This is a genomic window from Streptomyces solicamelliae, assembly GCF_045348655.1.
In the GTDB taxonomy this organism is placed as follows: domain Bacteria; phylum Actinomycetota; class Actinomycetes; order Streptomycetales; family Streptomycetaceae; genus Streptomyces; species Streptomyces solicamelliae.
In genome coordinates this window covers 162048-178198 of record NZ_CP160404.1, presented here as the reverse complement: position 1 = coordinate 178198, position 16151 = coordinate 162048, and the positions used below count along the sequence as shown (strand labels likewise).

Sequence of the window (16151 nt, the reverse complement as noted above, 5' to 3'; positions counted from 1 at the left end):
GGTGACAATTCGGTCGGAGTGTGATCGTCCCGGTCGGAGGAGCCATGAGTCACGAGCCACCAGCCGCACCGGACGACGACCAGCCGCACGAAGACGCACCCGACCCGGAACGGTCCGACGACCCGGAACGGTCCGACGCCCCGAAACAGGCCGATGCCCCGAAACAGTCCGACGCCCCGGAACCGTCGGACACCCGCGAGCCCCCCACCCCCGACCACCCGCACCCCCACCCCTGGGCAGCCTGGGCCGTCACCCTCCCCGGCGCCTGCGGAGCCCTGCTCCTGGCCTGCCTCTCCTTCACGCCCTCCCTCCTCCCGCGCGCCGGAGTGCTGCAGGGAGTGATCACCGGCATCCTCGCCGCGATCGGGTACGCGCTCGGCCTCGTCGCCGCATGGATCTGGCGGGCCTTCGCCGACCGCGGTCCCCGCCGCCCGCGGAAGTGGGCCTGGCCGGCGTACTTCATCGCCGGGTTCGTCCTCGTCGGCGTCGCCTTCGGCCTCGGCCAGTACGGGCAGCACCGCATCCGCCAACTCCTCGGCGTCACGGACTACAGCGTCCTGCAGACGGTCGCCAGTCCGTTCATCGCCCTCGCGCTGTTCTGCCTCCTCCTCCTGGCCGCCCGCGGCATCCGCCGCGTCTACCGCTGGGTCACCCGCCTGCTCCACCGCTTCATCGGCCCGCAGGCGGCGAAGGCCGTCGGCGGCATCCTCGTGGCTGCCGGAACGTTCCTCCTGCTCAGCGGCATCCTCGTCGACGGCCTCGTCTCCGCCGCCAACCAGGCCTTCTCGCTGCGCGACACCGAGACCAAGCCCGGCACGACCCGCCCGACGACCGCCCTGCGCTCCGGCGGCCCGGGCTCGCTCGTCCCGTGGGACTCGCTCGGCAGAGAAGGCCGCGCCTTCACCGGCACGGGACCCACCGCCGCCGACATCACCGCCCTCACCACCCGCCCGGCGAAGGAACCCGTCCGCGCGTACGCGGGGCTCAAGACGGCACCCGACACCGAGTCCCGCGCCGCCCGTGCCGTGGCCGACCTCCGGCGTGCCGGCGGCTTCGACCGTACGAGCCTCCTCGTCGCCACGACGACCGGGAGCGGCTGGGTCGACCCGGCGGCCGTGGACTCCTTCGAGTACCTCACCGGCGGCGACTGCGCGACGGTGGCGCTGCAGTACTCGTACCTGCCCTCCTGGCTGTCGTACCTCGTCGACCAGTCCAAGGCCCGCGAAGCCGGCCGGGAGCTGTTCGACGCGGTCTACGAAGGCTGGTCGAAACTCCCGCCCGAGGACCGCCCGAAGCTGTACGTGGCGGGCGAGAGCCTGGGCTCGTTCGGCGGGGAGACCGCCTTCAGCGGCGAGTACGACCTCCGCAACCGCACCGCGGGCACCCTCTTCGCCGGCCCGCCCAACTTCAACACCCTCTTCCGCCGTTTCACCGACGGCCGCGACGCCGGCACGCCGGAGGTCCAGCCCGTGTACAAGGAGGGCCGGACGGTCCGCTTCGCCGACGACGCCAGCACCGAGATCCCGCCGACGGGAGCTCCGTGGGAGGGCACGCGCGTGCTGTACCTGCTGCATGCCTCGGACCCGATCGTCTGGTGGGGCCCGCACCTGATGTACCGCGAGCCGGACTGGATCGGTCAGCGGCCGGGCGAGGACGTCCTGGAGAGCATGGTCTGGGTTCCGTTCGTGACGTTCTGGCAGGTCACCGCGGACCTCCCGTTCGCCACCGGTGTTCCGCCGGGGCATGGGCACGTGTACCGGGGCGAGTACGTCGACGCCTGGAACGCGGTGCTCCGCCCCACGGACGTCACCGAGCCGGAACTGGCCCGGCTGCGGGCGGCCGTCGCGCAGGAGGAGTGACGAGCACGGTCACCCACACTCCAGCCGCTCACGCACACCCATCCACGCTCACTCCTGCTCCAGCCAGGCCGTGTACCAGTCGCGGAAGCCGCGGTGCACGGGCGTGAACCCGCCCCAGTCCGGATCGAGCATCCAGATCTCGCCGGCCCGTGGTCCGTTGAGGATCAGCCGGACGTACATCCCGCAGCCGAGTTCGCCCAGCATGAGCGTGCCCGGGGTCAGCGCCTCGGTGTCGGCGCCGATCGCGCCGGGACGCGGCTCGGCGAGCGGGAACGCCGCGGCGAGCCGTCCCGGCCGCCGGTCGTCCTCCCACTCGCCGTCCACGGCCCAGTCGTCGCCGGCCTCCGGGCGTGGCACGGCGAGCGGCATCAATCCGTGGTCGGGCCCGGCGGGACCGTCGCCGACCTCGGCGACGAAGGCGCGGTACTCCGCAGGCAGCGCGATCCCGTGGCGCTCCTCGAACGCCCGGATCTCCGTCTCTGGCAGCGGAGCCGCCAGCGCGTACCGGTGCGTGTCCGCCCCGAACCGCTCCAGGCGCGGATCGGCCGCCGCCATGGCCCGTACCCGTGCGCGTACGCCGTCCGCATCCCAGTCCGTCACCCGGCGACCGTAGCAAGCCGGCGCGGCGGGTAGTCCGGTCAGCCCCCGACCGCTCCCGACGCCGCCGCCGCGCGATGATCGCTGGGCCGGATCCCGCACTCGCGCTTGAACGCGACGCTGAGCCCGAACGCGCTCCGGTACCCGACCTTCCGCGCGATCGAGTCGACGGTGGCGTCCGTCCGCGCGAGCAGGTCCGCGGCCAGGGCGAGCCGCCAGTCGGTCAGGTACGCCATGGGCGGCCGGCCCACCAGGTCGGTGAAGCGGCGGGCGAGCGTGGCCCTGGACACGCCGGTCTCCTCGGCGAGCGCGGCCACCGTCCACGGATGGGCCGGCCGGTCGTGGATCAGCCGCAGCGCCCGGCCCGCGACGGGATCGCCGAGGGCCCGGTACCACGCGGGCGGATCGGCCTCCGGACGGGCGAACCACTCCCGCAGCGTGGACAGCAGCAACAGGTCGAGGAGCCGGTCCAGCACGGCCTGCTGACCGGGGTCGTCGCGGCTGATCTCCAGGGCGGCGAGTTCCAGGATCGGCCCGGGCTCGTCGTGGTGGACCACGAGCACGCGGGGGAGCGCGCCCAGCAGGCGTTCGGACACCCGGCCGTCGACCCGGTAGCTGCCGGTGAGCAGGACGCTCGGCCCGTCGGCGCAGTTGCCGCAGGTGCGCAGTCCGAGATACACGTCGTCGCTGACGTCCTTGCCGTCCGCCGCCGTGCAGCGGTCGGGGTGCACGACGTACAGCGGTGCCGCCCGCGCGCCGGGCTCGTCGGCGACGGCGAACGGCTCCGTACCGGCCACGACGGCCACGTCACCGGGCCCGAGCGCGACGGGCTCGGCGTCGCCCGGCACGATCCACGCCGTCCCGCGCAGCATGGTGAGGAGGGTGAGGGGAGTCCCGTCGGCGTAGCGGACCGACCAGGGCGGGGCCAGGAAGTTCCGGCTGAACAGGGCCCCGTTGCTTCGGACTTCGTGCAGCAGGCCGGCTAACGGATCCATGCGGCGAGTCTAGACGCTGAGACATCGAACTGAGCGGCTGAGCCATTCCACGGCTCATCTGCGCCCCGTTGACTGGGCGCATGACGAAGAAGACGATTCTGGTACTCGGCGGCACGGGAAAGACGGGACGCCGCGTGGTCGCCCGTCTGCGGCAGCAGGGACACGAGGTCCGCGTGGCCTCCCGCAAGGGTCCGACCCGATTCGACTGGACCGACGAGAACACCTGGGAGCCCGTCCTGGAGGGCGTCGACGCGGCGTACCTGGTCGACTCCATGCTCAGCGACGCCGGGCGGTCGATGACCGGCTTCGGCAAGCTCGCCGCGTCGAGCGGCGTGCAGCGCCTGGTCCTGCTCTCCCACCGCGACTGGGTGGTCCCGGCCGGGGAGGAGAAGCTGCCCTGCGAGCGCGCGGTGAAGGAGTCCGGCGCGGAGTGGACGCTGCTGAAGCCCTCCTGGTTCGCGCAGAACTTCAGCGAGGACGCGTTCTTCCGCGGACAGGTGCTCGAAGGCGAGGTGGCGTGGTCGGCGGGCGACGGCGTCGAGCCGTTCGTCGACGTCGAGGACATCGCGGACGTCGCCGTGGCGGCCCTCACGGAGCCCGGCCACGCCGGCGAGTCGTACGACCTGTCCGGCCCCCGCCTCCTGAGCCTGTCCGACGTGGCCGCCGAACTCGCCCGCGCGACGGGCCGGGACATCACGTACCGCCCCGTGTCGCCGGCGGACTTCGAGTCCCTGGCCCTGCGCGAGGGCCTGCCGGGCGACTTCACGGCGCTCCTGAACGACCTCTTCTCCTGGATCGAGGCCCGCCGGTTCGCCACCCTCGCCGACGGCGTGCAGCGCGCCCTGGGCCGCGAACCCCGCGACTTCGCGTCGTACGTCACGGCCACCGCCCAGACGGGCATCTGGCAGCCGTGACAGGTGGCGGGGACGGCGGAAACGCCTTTGACTGGAGCGGTCGATCACCTGGTGGGTGAGAGATCACCTGGTACGTGAGGGGTAAGGACATGACCGGACGCCGACCGCGTGTCGCTGCCGCAGGGGCCCTGGCGGCCGTCGTTCTGACCGGCCTGACGGGCTGCTCGGACGACGGCGGCAATCCGGTGTCGGACGTGGTGAGCCAGGCCGCGTCCGTGGCGTCGTCGGCCGTCACCGACGCGGCCTCGAAGGCCGCCGAGCGGGCGAAGCAGCAGCTGGCCGAGGTGAAGGACGGCGTCGACGCCAAGGACGAGGTGACGCTCGGCAGCGCGGCGACCGACTCCGACGGCCGTACGACGGTGCCGGTCACCGCCCGCAACACGGCCGACTCCGCCAAGTCCTTCACCGTCCAGGTCGTGTTCAAGGACTCCGGCGGCGCGCTCGTGGACACCGTCGTCCTGACGATCTCCGACGTGGCCGCCGGCCAGTCCAAGGCCGGCACGGCCCGCAGCACGCACAAGCTGTCCGGCACCGTGACCCCGTCGGTGGCCGCCGCCCTGCGGCACTGACCCCCGCGCCGCGTCACCCGTTCGCAGGGCCGACGGGTGACGCGGACGCCCCGTTCGGCCCAACGGGTACGGATCGGGCGATGAGTTCCGTCCGCCGGGACAGTCTCCTCTCCGTTGGCTACGACGCGACCCAGCGACAGGAGAGACACCCGTGGATCAACTGCTGCGCGTGCAGAACTTCACCGTCTCGAGCGACGGCATCGCCGCCGGCGAGGACCAGACCCTCGAGCGGCCGTTCGGCCACGTCGACCCCGGACGGCTGTTCGGCTGGGCCGGTGCGACCGCCAGCTGGCCGATGCGCACGGACGCCGGGGGCAGCCGCGGGCTCGACGACTACTTCACCCGCGACTTCCCGCGGAACATCGGCGCCGAGATCATGGGGCGCAACAAGTTCGGTCCCCAGCGCGGACCGTGGGAGAACTACGAATGGCGCGGCTGGTGGGGGGACGAACCGCCGTTCCACACACCGGTGTTCGTGATGACCCACCACCCGCGGCCGGCGTTCACGCTCTCCGACACCACGTTCCACTTCGTCGACGCCGACCCGGCGACCGTCCTGGAGCAGGCGCGCCGGGCGGCCGGGGGCAAGGACGTACGGCTCGGCGGCGGCGTGACGACGATCCGGGAGTTCCTCGACGCCGACCTCGTCGACACGATGCACATCGCCGTCTCGCCGGTGAAACTCGGCTCCGGGCTGCGGCTGTGGGGGTCGCCCGAGGAACTGCTCGACCGGTTCCACCTGGACGTCGTACCCAGCCCCAGCGGGGTGACGCACCACCTGTTCTGGCGCAAGTGACCGTGTAGCGGACCCCGGAGGAGCCCCCGCACCTCGGGGCAGCCCCGGCGCGCCGCGCCGGGGCTGCCCCGAGGGATGCGATCAGTCCCTGCTCAGTACCGACTCCAGGACGTCGCCCAGCGCCGTCTCCGGGTCCTCCGACGCGCCCTCCGACCGCCACGCGACGAAGCCGTCCGGGCGCACCAGCACCGCACCGTCCTCCGTCACCCCGTACGCCTCGGCCCACTCCTGGTCGCCGGCGGGGCCGAGGTCCGCGTCCGGCGCGGTACCGATCCGGTACGCGTCCAGGGGGACCGTCATCCGCTGCGCGACGGTCTCCGCCGCCGCGTGCCAGGCCCGGCCGGACGCCGAGGCGGCCGAGGTCAACAGGACCAGGGAGCGCTCGTACAGGTCCAGGGCCGACACCCGCGAACCGTCGAGGTCCAGCCACACGTGCGGCGCCCGCGTCCCCGGCTCGCCAGTCAGCCGCAGACCCTCCGGCACCACCGGTACCGTCGGGTCCGCGCCGACGACCGCGCCCCGCGGGTACCGGTGGCCGAGGACCACGTTGAGGATGCCGCCCTTCCGGCCCCCGGGACCGCCGGGCCCGGGCGCGTACCCCGGGTGGCTGTGCTCGACCGACCGCGACGACGCGCGCTCGCTCGTCGCCACCGCGACCGGCCGCCGCTCGGCGTCGTACGAGGCGAGCAGCCCCGGACCGGCCCAGCCGCCGAGGACGGCGGCGAGCTTCCAGGCCAGGTTGTGGGCGTCCTGGATACCGGTGTTGGAGCCGAACGCCCCGGTCGGCGGCATCTCGTGCGCGGAGTCGCCGACAAGGAACACCCGCCCGTCCGCGTACCGTTCGGCGACCCGCTCGGCGGCGTGCCAGGGCGCCCGGCCCGTGATCTCGACGTCGAGGTCCGGCACGCCGATCGCCCGGCGGATGTGCTCCCGGCACCGCTCGTCCGTGAACTCCTCCATCGTCTCGCCGCGTTCGGGATGCCACGGCGCGTGGAACACCCAGCGCTCCCGGTTGTCGACCGGCAGCAGTGCCCCGTCGGCCTCCGGGTTCGTCAGGTAGCAGACGATGAAGCGCCGGTCGCCGACCACCGCCGCGAGACCGCGGGACTCGAAGGTGATGCTGACGTTGTGGAACAGGTCGCCCGGACCGCTCCGCCCGATGCCGAGGGCCTCGCGGATCGGGCTGCGCGGCCCGTCCGCCGCCACGAGATAGTCCGCGCGGATCGTGGTGTGCTCGCCCGTCTCACGGCTCTTGACCTGCGCGGTCACACCGTTCGCGGTCTGCTCGAACGACATCAGCTCCGACGAGAACCGCAGGTCCCCGCCCAGCTTCCGGGCGCTCTCCACGAGCACCGGTTCCAGATCGTTCTGGCTGCACAGACACCACGAGGCGGGGCTGAAGCGCGCCAGCCCGCCGCCCGGGTCGATCTCCTTGAACAGCCACTCTCCGTCACCGTCACCCCGGGCGCCGCCCACCAGGGCGGGCGTCTGCAGGATGCCGTTGTTCTGGGCCAGGACCGACGCGGCCTGCTCGATGCGCTTCTGGATCCCGGCCTTCCGGAACAGCTCCATCGTGCGCACGTTGTTGCCGCGGCCGCGTGGGTGCATCGACGTGCCCGCATGGCGCTCGACGAGGATGTGCGGCACGCCCAGCCGGCCCAGGAACAGCGCGGTGGACAGGCCCACCAGGGAGCCGCCGGCGATGAGGACGGCCGTGCGGTGACCGGCCTCGCCGGCCCGATCGCGTGGGTTCATTGCTTGCCTCCGGCGTCACCGAGGACGCCACTGTGGGGGGTGGGACGCCTATGCATTCCCGTTCGCGTGCCGAGCCGCATGCCCGGGGCACCCGGATGACGCGCAGTTCACTCGTCCGCCCCGTGGGGCTCGCGCGCGAGCACCCCTCGTGTCGACGATCGGCATATGACGACCCCGGCCTCCCTGGACGGGCTCGGTCCCTCCCGGCCGGTGCGGTCGTCCTTCCCCCGACTCTCCCTGACCAAGAGAAGAGGTGCGCTCCGGATGACCATCTCGGGACGCGTGTCGCAGTCGGCGTTCGACGGAGCAAGGCTCAGAGTGATCCTGCTGCTCGACCTGTACGACGGGGCACAGGAACAGTTCCTGGAGGCGTACGAACTCATGCGCCGGCAGGTCGCCTCCGTGCCAGGACACATCAGCGACCAGCTCTGCCAGTCCATCGAGAACCCCTCGCAGTGGCTCATCACCAGTGAGTGGGAGAGCGCCCCGCCGTTCCTCGCCTGGGTGAACAGCGAGGAGCACGTCGAAACCGTCAAGCCGATGCACGCCTGCGTCCGCGACACCCGGTCGATGCGCTACAGCATCCTCCGGGAGACCGGACATCAGGGGCCGCGGACGACGGACGCCGGGCCGGCCGGCGTGCAGGTGGCCGCCCGCGTGGGCGACGGCGTGGCGCGCCACGCGCTCACCTTCACCGTCAAGCCCGGCTCCGAGTCCAAGGTCGCGGAGATCCTCGCCGCGTACGAGTCGCCGCAGGCCCAGGTCGACGAGAAGACCCGGCTGCGCCGCACCTCGCTGTTCATGCACGGCAACCGCGTCGTACGCGCCGTGGAGGTGGAGGGGGACCTGCTCGCCGCGCTGCGGCACGTGGCCCGCCAGCCCGAGGTACGGGCGGTCGAGGAGGCCGTCAACCCGTACCTGGAGCAGGACCGCGACCTGACCGACCCCGAGTCCGCGCGGGTCTTCTTCACCCGTGCCGCGCTCCCGGCCGTGCACCACGTGGCGGCCGCCCGGCCCGCGCCCCCCGGCGGACTGCGGCGGCACGCGCTGTACTACCCGGCCCGGGAGGGCCGCGGCACGGACCTGGCCCGGCTGCTCGCCGCGCAGGACGCGGCCGCCGCCGAGGACCCGGACAGCCCCGTCCACGCCAGCACCGTCTTCCAGCGCGACGACATCGTCGTCCGCCTCGTCGACGTCACCGGCGACCTCGACCTCGACCCGCCGGCCGCCCTCGGCCTCAAGGGCCCCCGCAAGGCCGCCGTCCTCGAGCGGCTGCTCGACGGCGCCGCCATCGGCGTCGAGGGCTCCCTGCAGACGGACCGCAACCTCAACCGGCTCCTGTCGCACGCCGACATGCTGCCCATCACCGACCGCACCGCGGCGGGCTCGTGACGGCCGGCCGCGGCCCCGGCCGCGGCCGCCCCACCCACCCCGTACGCCACTGCCACACCCGGAGGTAACAAGCATGCTCAAGCAGCGTCCGCGCATCGTGAACCTGAGCGAGACCGAACCCAACCGCAGGCGGGGAGGCGACCTCAGAGCCATGCTCACGCCCGCCACCGTGGGTTCCACCAGCGGCTTCATGGGGCTGGCCATCGTGCAGCCCGGCGAGCGCATCGGCGAGCACTACCACCCGTACTCCGAGGAGTTCGTGTACGTGGTCTCCGGCGACCTCGAGGTGGACCTGGACGGGCAGACCTTCGCGCTCACCCCCGACCAGGGACTCATGATCCCCATCGACATGCGGCACCGCTTCCGGAACGTCGGCGACACGGAGGCCCGCATGGTCTTCCACCTCGGTCCGCTGGCGCCCCACCCCAGCATGGGACACGTCGACACCGAGGAGACCGGCGGCGAGGCGGCCGGCGCCGGCGCACCCGCGACCGCGGCGGCCGGCGACCCCGTCCACGGAGCCATCGAATGACCCGGCGCGTCGCCGTCACCGGTGTCGGGGTCGTCGCCCCGGGCGGCACCGGAGCAGCGGCGTTCTGGGACCTGCTGGCCGCAGGCCGCACCGCCACCCGCGGCATCACCCTGTTCGACCCCGCGGGCCTGCGCTCCCGCATCGCCGCCGAATGCGACTTCGACCCGCGCGCGCACGGCCTCGACCCGGACCTGTGCGAACACGCCGACCGGTACATCCAGTTCGCCGTCGTCGCCGCCCACGAGGCGGTCCGCGACTCCGGACTCGACACCGGCCGGCAGGACCCCTGGCGGGTCGCCGTCTCCCTCGGCAGCGCCGTCGGCGGCACCACCCGCCTCGAGTCCGACTACGTGAAGGTCAGCGGACGCGGCAGCCGCTGGGACGTCGACCACCGGGCCGCCGACCCGCAGCTGCACCTGGCGTTCTCGCCGAGCACGCTCGCCTCGACCGTCGCCGAACAGTTCGGCGCGCGCGGCCCCGTGCAGACCGTCTCCACCGGCTGCACCTCCGGCCTCGACGCCGTCGGCTACGCCTACCACACCATCGAGGAGGGCCGGGCGGACGTGTGCATCGCGGGCGCCTCGGACTCCCCGATATCCCCGATCACCATGGCCTGCTTCGACGCCATCAAGGCGACGTCGCCCGACAACGACGACCCCGAGCACGCCTCGCGCCCCTTCGACGCCGACCGCAAGGGCTTCGTCATGGGGGAGGGCGCGGCGGTCGTGATCCTGGAGGAGTACGAGCACGCCCGGGCCCGCGGCGCCCCGGTGTACTGCGAGATTGGAGGCTATGCCACGTACGGCAACGCCTACCACATGACCGGACTGACCGCCGAGGGCCTGGAGATGGCGCGGGCCATCGACGGCGCGCTCGACCAGGCGAAGCTCGATCCCACCCTCGTCGACTACGTCAACGCCCACGGCTCCGGCACCCGGCAGAACGACCGGCACGAGACCGCCGCCGTGAAGCGCTCGCTCGGCGCCCACGCGTACGACACGCCGATGAGTTCGATCAAGTCCATGGTGGGGCACTCGCTCGGCGCCATCGGCGCGATCGAGGTCGCCGCCTGCGTGCTCGCGCTGAAGCACCAGGTCGTCCCGCCGACCGCCAACTACCAGACTCCCGACCCCGAGTGCGACCTGGACTACGTGCCGCGCACCGCCCGCCCCCGGAAGCTGCGCAACGTGCTCTCCGTCGGCAGCGGCTTCGGCGGCTTCCAGTCCGCGGTGCTCCTCACCGGGGCGGGCGGGAGGACGAGATGAGCAGTACGAGCCGCCCACCGGACGCGGTCGTCACCGGCATCGGTGTGATCGCCCCCAACGGGCAGAACGCGGACGCCTTCTGGAAGTCCGTCCGGGAGGGCGTCGTCGCCCTGGACCGGATCAGCCGTGAGGGCTGCGACCACCTGCCGCTCAAAGTCGCGGGAGAGGTACGGGGCTTCGACGCCGCCGACCTCATCGAGGAGCGGTTCCTCGTCCAGACCGACCGGTTCTCCCACTACGCCATGGCCGCGGCCTCGCTCGCCCTCGACGACGCGGGCATCGGCCGGGGCGTGCCCGACGCGCCCTTCGACGTGGGCGTGGTGACGGCCGCGGGGTCCGGCGGCGGCGAGTTCGGCCAGCGGGAGCTGCAGAAACTGTGGGGCCAGGGCTCGAAGTTCGTCGGCCCGTACCAGTCCATCGCCTGGTTCTACGCGGCCTCCACCGGCCAGATCTCCATCCGCGGCGGCTTCAAGGGTCCCTGCGGAGTGGTCGCCAGCGACGAGGCCGGCGGCCTGGACGCCCTCGCCCACGCCGCCCGCGCCGTACGCCGCGGCACCCCGACGATGCTCGTCGGGGCGGCCGAGGCGCCCCTCGCCCCGTACTCGATGGTGTGCGAACTCGGCTACCCCGAGATCAGCACCGTCGAGGAACCGGCCCGCGCCTACCGGCCGTTCACCACGGCGGCCTGCGGCTTCGTCCCGGCCGAGGGCGGCGCCGTCCTCGTCGTCGAGGACGAGCGGCGGGCCCGCGACCGCGGCGCCACCGTCCGCGCCACCATCGCCGGCCACGGCGCCACGTTCACCGGCGCCTCCCGCTGGGACCGGTCCCGCGAAGGGCTGGCACGGGCCATCGGCGTCGCCCTCGACGAGGCCGGCTGCGCCCCCGAGGAGATCGACGTCGTCTTCGCCGACGCCCTGGGCGTGCCCGAGGCGGACCGTGCGGAGGCGCTGGCCCTCGCCGACGCCCTGGGCGCGCACGCCGCCCGCGTACCCGTGACCGCACCCAAGACCGGGATCGGCCGCGGCTACTGCGCGGCGCCGGTGCTCGACACCGTGGCCGCGGTGCTCGCGATGGAGCACGGCCAGGTGCCCCCCACCCCCAACGTGTACGACATCTGCCACGACCTCGACCTGGTGGTGTCCCGCGCTCGGCCCGCCGAGCTGCGCACGGCCCTCGTCCTCAGCAGGGGACTGATGGGATCCAACGCGGCGCTGGTCGTGCGCCGCGGCGGCGAGTCCGCCCGGTAGAGCCGGGCGGGGAGGAGAAACACATGATCACCACGGCAGTGACCTTCGACGAACTGGCCACGCTGATGAAGCAGGCGGCCGGCGTCACCGTCGACCCCCGCGAGCTCGAGCAGTCCCCGCAGACACCGTTCTCGGTGCTCGGCATCGACTCGCTCGGCCTCCTCGGCATCGTCGGCGAGCTGGAGAACCGCACCGGGCAGTCCCTGCCCAACGACACCGAACGCTGCAAGACCCCCGAGGAGTTCCTCGCCCTCGTCAACGACACCCTCAGGAACGGAGGCTGACATGTCCGGCCACACCGACAACAGCATCACCATCGACGCCCCGCTCGACCTCGTCTGGGACATGACCAACGACATCGAGAACTGGCCCCACCTCTTCAGCGAGTACGCCTCCGTCGAGGTGCTCTCCCGCGAGGGCGAGGCGACGACGTTCCGGCTCACCATGCACCCGGACGAGTCCGGCAAGGTCTGGAGCTGGGTCTCCGAGCGCACCATGGACCGCGACAGCAGGACCGTACGGGCCCGCCGCGTCGAGACCGGCCCGTTCGCCCACATGAACATCAAGTGGGAGTACGTGCAGCTGCCCGGCGGCGTCCAGATGCGCTGGGTGCAGGACTTCGCCATGAAGCCCGACGCCCCGGTCGACGACGACTGGATGACGGACAACATCAACCGCAACTCGCGCACCCAGATGGCCCTCATCCGCGACCGCATCGAGCAGGCCGCCCGCGACCCGCGCCGGACGGCGCCGGTCGCGCGCTGACCGCGCCGCCCGAGGAAGGACGCTCGATGCACCACACCCTGATCGTCGCCCGCATGGCGCCCGGTTCGGCGCCGGCGATCGCCGACGTGTTCGCCGATTCCGACCGGGGCGACCTGCCGCACCTAATCGGCGTGTCCCGGCGCAGCCTGTTCCAGTTCGGCGACGTGTACCTGCACCTCATCGAGGCCGAGCAGGACCCGGCGCCCGCCATCGCGAAGCTGGCCGGCCACCCCGAGTTCCGGGGCGTCAGCGACCGGCTGTCGGCGTTCGTCAGCGCGTACGACCCGCAGACCTGGCGCAGCCCCAAGGACGCCATGGCGCACCGCTTCTACAGTTGGGAGCGGGACCCCCGCACCTGAGCGGACCGCAACAGAATCCCGAGGCCGCCGGCCCCGCGTCAGACGCGGAACCGGCGGCCTCGGGATGGGGGACTTCGGGGTGGGACGTCAGGCGGGGACGGTGCACTCGAAGGCGTGCAGATACGCGTTGACCGGACGGATCGCGCCGATCACGAGACCCGCCTCCGTCAGCCGGTCCACCAAGCTCTGCCGGGTGTGCTTCGCGCCGCCCACGTTGAGGAGCAGCAGCAGATCCATGGCGGTGGTGAACCGCATCGAGGGCGTGTCGTCCACCAGGTTCTCGATCACCACGACGCGCGCGCCGGGACGCGCCGCCCTGCGGACGTTGGCCAGCGCCCGGCGGGTGCTGTCGTCGTCCCACTCCAGGATGTTCTTGATGATGTACACGTCCGCGCGGACGGGGATGTCCTCGCGGCAGTCCCCGGCCAGCACCTCCACCCGCCCGGCGAGCGCCCCGCCGTCCCGCAGCCGCGGGTCGGCGTTCCCCACCACGCCCGGCAGGTCGAGCAGCGCACCCCGCAGCGCGGGATGCTTCTCCAGCAGACTCGCCAGGACGTGCCCCTGCCCGCCGCCGATGTCGGCCACGGTCGACACGCCGCGCAGGTCGAGGAGTTCGGCCACGTCCTGCGCGGACTGCCGGCTCGACGTCGTCATGGCACGGTTGAAGACGTACGCGGACTCCGGAGCGTCCTCGTGGAGGTACGGGAAGAACTCCTTCCCGTACACGTCCCCGAAGACGGTCCGGCCGTCGCGCACCGCCTCGTCCAGCCTGGGCCACACGTCCCAGGTCCACGGCTCGGTGCACCACAGGGCGATGTACCGCAGGCTGTGCGGATCGTCCTCGCGCAGCAGCCGGGACATCTCCGTGTGCGCGAACGCCCCGTCGGGCTGCTCCGCGAAGACGCCCTGACAGGCCAGGGCGCGCAGCAGCCGGCGCAGGGCCCGCGGCTCCGTCTTCACGGCCGCGGCCAGGTCCTCCACCGGGGTGGGCGTGTCGCCCAGCGCGTCCGCCACGCCCAGGCGGGCGGCGGCGCGTACGGCGGCGGCGCACGCCGCCCCGAAGACGAGCTCCCGCAGCCGCATGGGCGGCGGGGGAGCCGGATCGATCGTCGTCATCTGTTGGCCTTGCCTTTGCTCACGCAGGGAGAAGGAGGGGTCAGCAGGGAGCCGGCCGGTTTCGGCCGGGGTCCGGCCCAGGTCGGCCGGGGGTCGGCACGGATCGGCCGGAGGTCAGCACATGCCGGCGGGCTCGGAGACCGTGCACCGGTTGCCGACGAACGCGTTGCCCTTGCCGATGTCGCGGTCGGCGAGGTCGGCCGTGCTGTTGCGCAGCACCACGTTGTCGCGGATCTCGTTCTGCTCGTTCGCCGCGCCGACGAAGCTCTTGAACAGCACGATGCCGCCGGACAGCGGGGACTTGCCCACGTTGCCGACGACCCGGTTCCGCTCCACCAGCGACTCCTCGGCGCCGGTGAGGACGATGCCGGAGCCCTGCAGGAAGGGCAGCCGGGGCGTCTGGGGGCAGTACTTGTTGTTGGCGCTGATGTCGTTGCGGCGCACGGTCGCCTCGGCGCGCGGCCGGGACTCGTCGCCCACCACGAACACCCCGGCGCAGTTCCCGGTCGCCACGTTCCGCTCGACGGTCACGTTCCGCAGCCGCCGCACGGTGATGCCGATCCGGTTGCCGGCGATGTGATTGCGGCCGACCGTGGTGCCGCGTGCGTCCGTGGAGCCGTGCTCACGGTCGACGGTGTTGGCCAGGAACAGTCCGGCGTCGCCGTTGTTCCGGGCGATGTTGCGGGTGAACGTGCCCCGTACGGAGCGCTCCTGGCCGATGCCCCACTTGCCGTTCTTCTCGGCGACGACGCGCTGCACCGTCAGTCGGTCAGTCCACGTGGACCACAGGCCGCTGGAGGTGTACCCGCGCAGCGTCAGCGAGCGCACGGTCACGCCGGTGACCGGGGCGGCCTCCGTCCCGGTCACGCAGATGCCGTTGCCGGCCTTCGCGCACGAGTCGTCGGCGGCCGGGGTCGTGGCCGGCACGAGGACGGTGGGCAGCACGCCGGAGCCCCGCAGGGTCAGGTTCGACGTGGTGATGCGGACGCTCTGGCGGTAGGTCCCGGGGGAGAGCAGGACGGTGTCCCCCGGCTTCGCGGCGTCCACGGCCTTCTGGATGGAGGCGCCGGCCTTGACCCGGTGCACCTTCGGGCCGGCGTGGGGGGCGGCGGCCGTCGGGACGGCGGCGCCGAGCGCCGTGGTCACGACGGCCGCGGCGCATGCCAGGCCGGTGATCTGTCGTTTCGTCATAGGGCCGAAGCTAAGAGCGGCGGTACGGGCCTGCCACCGCTGCTCCTCCAGGCGGGCTCCAGGTGTCCCTCCGTCAGACGGGTACCAGCCCGACGTCGTGCCGGGCCGCGAGCCCGGCCACGGCGGCCCCGTCGCACCCGGCCAGGACCGGTCGCAGCCCTCGCCGCAGCATCGAGTCGAGCACGAGCGCCCCGGTGTGGCCGGTGGTCACGACGGCTGCGGCAGTACCGCGCCGCGGCATGACGCGCCGCGGCGGCTCAAAGACTCAGAGGCCGGCGAACAGGCCCTCGGGCATGTCGTCGAGGACGAAGCCGTTGTCGAGGCGGACGCGGACCGTCATGCCGAGGCCCTGGTCGCGGTGAGCCGTCCAGGCGGGTTCCAGCGACGCGAGCTCCTCCTCGAGCCGCTCCCTGCTGGCCGGCGGCATCTGGGCGCCGAACGAGTCGAGCAGCGACTTCAGCCGCTCGTACTCGCGGACCTCATGGCTCGGCTCCGGGCGCCGGCCCCCGTCCGTGCGCTCCACCGTGCCCTCGACACCGGCCGCCAGCGACAGCGAACCGCCGTACACCTCCGCGGAGTCCGCGTCCGAGACCAGTGATCCGGCCAGCCGAAGTTCCGTCGTCAGCCTCACGCGCCGGCCCGCTTCGAGCGTCATCAGTGCCTCATCCCTCCCGTCGTACCCCCGCCATTATCGCGCCGACCATCGCCGCTGGACGGCCGCGTGTGACCCCTGTGGCCCCCGTGGCGGTGCGAGAAGCGGCAGGTCGCGCCAGCATCGAGGTGACCCCTGGACCCTTAC

The 16151-nt window shown here is 72.9% G+C and carries 18 protein-coding genes; 11 read left to right on the top strand and 7 right to left on the bottom strand.

All coding sequences use genetic code 11. The features are described 5' to 3' along the window. Positions 1 to 44: 44 nt before the first annotated feature. On the top strand, positions 45 to 1859 hold the full coding sequence (locus ABZO31_RS00860; protein ID WP_406858858.1) for an alpha/beta hydrolase: 1815 nt from the start codon (positions 45 to 47) through the stop codon (positions 1857 to 1859). Positions 1860 to 1907: 48 nt separating this feature from the next. Here the strand turns inward: ABZO31_RS00860 and ABZO31_RS00855 are convergent, their stop codons facing one another. Together ABZO31_RS00855 and ABZO31_RS00850 are read right to left on the bottom strand one after the other, a co-directional pair. Beyond that, positions 1908 to 2459, bottom strand: a complete 552-nt coding sequence (locus ABZO31_RS00855; RefSeq protein ID WP_406858857.1) for an SMI1/KNR4 family protein — start codon at positions 2457 to 2459, stop codon at positions 1908 to 1910. Between the two features lie 38 nt (positions 2460 to 2497). After that, complete coding sequence (locus tag ABZO31_RS00850) at positions 2498 to 3451, bottom strand: AraC family transcriptional regulator (RefSeq protein WP_406858856.1); 954 nt, start codon at positions 3449 to 3451, stop codon at positions 2498 to 2500. An 80-nt stretch (positions 3452 to 3531) separates the two neighbouring features. Between ABZO31_RS00850 and ABZO31_RS00845 the strand changes: the two genes are divergently transcribed. The 3 genes from ABZO31_RS00845 to ABZO31_RS00835 all read left to right on the top strand — a co-directional run bounded on the left by ABZO31_RS00845 (position 3532) and on the right by ABZO31_RS00835 (position 5730). Beyond that, entirely contained in the window at positions 3532 to 4365 is an 834-nt protein-coding gene (locus ABZO31_RS00845; protein ID WP_406858855.1) for an NAD-dependent epimerase/dehydratase family protein, read from the top strand. 89 nt (positions 4366 to 4454) lie between these two features. Further along, entirely contained in the window at positions 4455 to 4934 is a 480-nt protein-coding gene (locus ABZO31_RS00840) for a hypothetical protein (protein ID WP_406858854.1), read from the top strand. 151 nt (positions 4935 to 5085) lie between these two features. Next, positions 5086 to 5730: a dihydrofolate reductase family protein gene (locus ABZO31_RS00835; RefSeq protein ID WP_406858853.1), complete on the top strand. Its 645-nt coding sequence runs from the start codon at positions 5086 to 5088 to the stop codon at positions 5728 to 5730. A gap of 81 nt (positions 5731 to 5811) precedes the next feature. Here ABZO31_RS00835 and ABZO31_RS00830 read toward each other — a convergent pair whose 3' ends face one another. Continuing rightward, positions 5812 to 7485: an FAD-dependent oxidoreductase gene (locus tag ABZO31_RS00830; protein WP_406858852.1), complete on the bottom strand. Its 1674-nt coding sequence runs from the start codon at positions 7483 to 7485 to the stop codon at positions 5812 to 5814. 264 nt (positions 7486 to 7749) lie between these two features. Here ABZO31_RS00830 and ABZO31_RS00825 point away from each other — a divergent pair, with 264 nt between their 5' ends. From ABZO31_RS00825 to ABZO31_RS00795, 7 genes are all read left to right on the top strand, one after another. Continuing rightward, positions 7750 to 8877, top strand: coding sequence for a SchA/CurD-like domain-containing protein (locus ABZO31_RS00825; RefSeq protein WP_406858851.1), 1128 nt, complete (start codon positions 7750 to 7752; stop codon positions 8875 to 8877). 73 nt (positions 8878 to 8950) lie between these two features. Continuing rightward, a complete protein-coding gene (locus ABZO31_RS00820; protein ID WP_406858850.1) occupies positions 8951 to 9409 on the top strand; it encodes a cupin domain-containing protein in 459 nt (152 codons plus the stop codon). Further along, positions 9406 to 10674, top strand: coding sequence for a beta-ketoacyl-[acyl-carrier-protein] synthase family protein (locus tag ABZO31_RS00815; protein WP_406858849.1), 1269 nt, complete (start codon positions 9406 to 9408; stop codon positions 10672 to 10674). The genes ABZO31_RS00820 and ABZO31_RS00815 overlap by 4 nt, the downstream gene beginning before the upstream one ends. Next, positions 10671 to 11921: a beta-ketoacyl synthase N-terminal-like domain-containing protein gene (locus ABZO31_RS00810; RefSeq protein WP_406858848.1), complete on the top strand. Its 1251-nt coding sequence runs from the start codon at positions 10671 to 10673 to the stop codon at positions 11919 to 11921. Before ABZO31_RS00815 ends, ABZO31_RS00810 begins: the two co-directional genes overlap by 4 nt. 23 nt (positions 11922 to 11944) lie before the next feature. Next, entirely contained in the window at positions 11945 to 12205 is a 261-nt protein-coding gene (locus ABZO31_RS00805) for an acyl carrier protein (RefSeq protein ID WP_406858847.1), read from the top strand. 1 nt (position 12206) lies between these two features. Beyond that, a complete protein-coding gene (locus tag ABZO31_RS00800; protein ID WP_406858846.1) occupies positions 12207 to 12686 on the top strand; it encodes an SRPBCC family protein in 480 nt (159 codons plus the stop codon). 26 nt (positions 12687 to 12712) lie between these two features. After that, the gene (locus ABZO31_RS00795) at positions 12713 to 13045 is read left to right on the top strand and encodes a TcmI family type II polyketide cyclase (protein WP_406858845.1); all 333 of its coding nucleotides are present in this window, start codon (positions 12713 to 12715) and stop codon (positions 13043 to 13045) included. 87 nt (positions 13046 to 13132) lie between these two features. Here ABZO31_RS00795 and ABZO31_RS00790 read toward each other — a convergent pair whose 3' ends face one another. From ABZO31_RS00790 to ABZO31_RS00775, 4 genes are all read right to left on the bottom strand, one after another. After that, a complete protein-coding gene (locus ABZO31_RS00790) occupies positions 13133 to 14161 on the bottom strand; it encodes a methyltransferase (RefSeq protein WP_406858844.1) in 1029 nt (342 codons plus the stop codon). Positions 14162 to 14275: 114 nt separating this feature from the next. Further along, positions 14276 to 15352, bottom strand: coding sequence for a right-handed parallel beta-helix repeat-containing protein (locus ABZO31_RS00785; protein WP_406858843.1), 1077 nt, complete (start codon positions 15350 to 15352; stop codon positions 14276 to 14278). Positions 15353 to 15425: 73 nt separating this feature from the next. Further along, on the bottom strand, positions 15426 to 15563 hold the full coding sequence (locus ABZO31_RS00780) for a hypothetical protein (protein WP_406858842.1): 138 nt from the start codon (positions 15561 to 15563) through the stop codon (positions 15426 to 15428). Positions 15564 to 15617: 54 nt separating this feature from the next. Beyond that, a complete protein-coding gene (locus ABZO31_RS00775) occupies positions 15618 to 16007 on the bottom strand; it encodes a hypothetical protein (protein WP_406858841.1) in 390 nt (129 codons plus the stop codon). Positions 16008 to 16151: the final 144 nt, after the last annotated feature.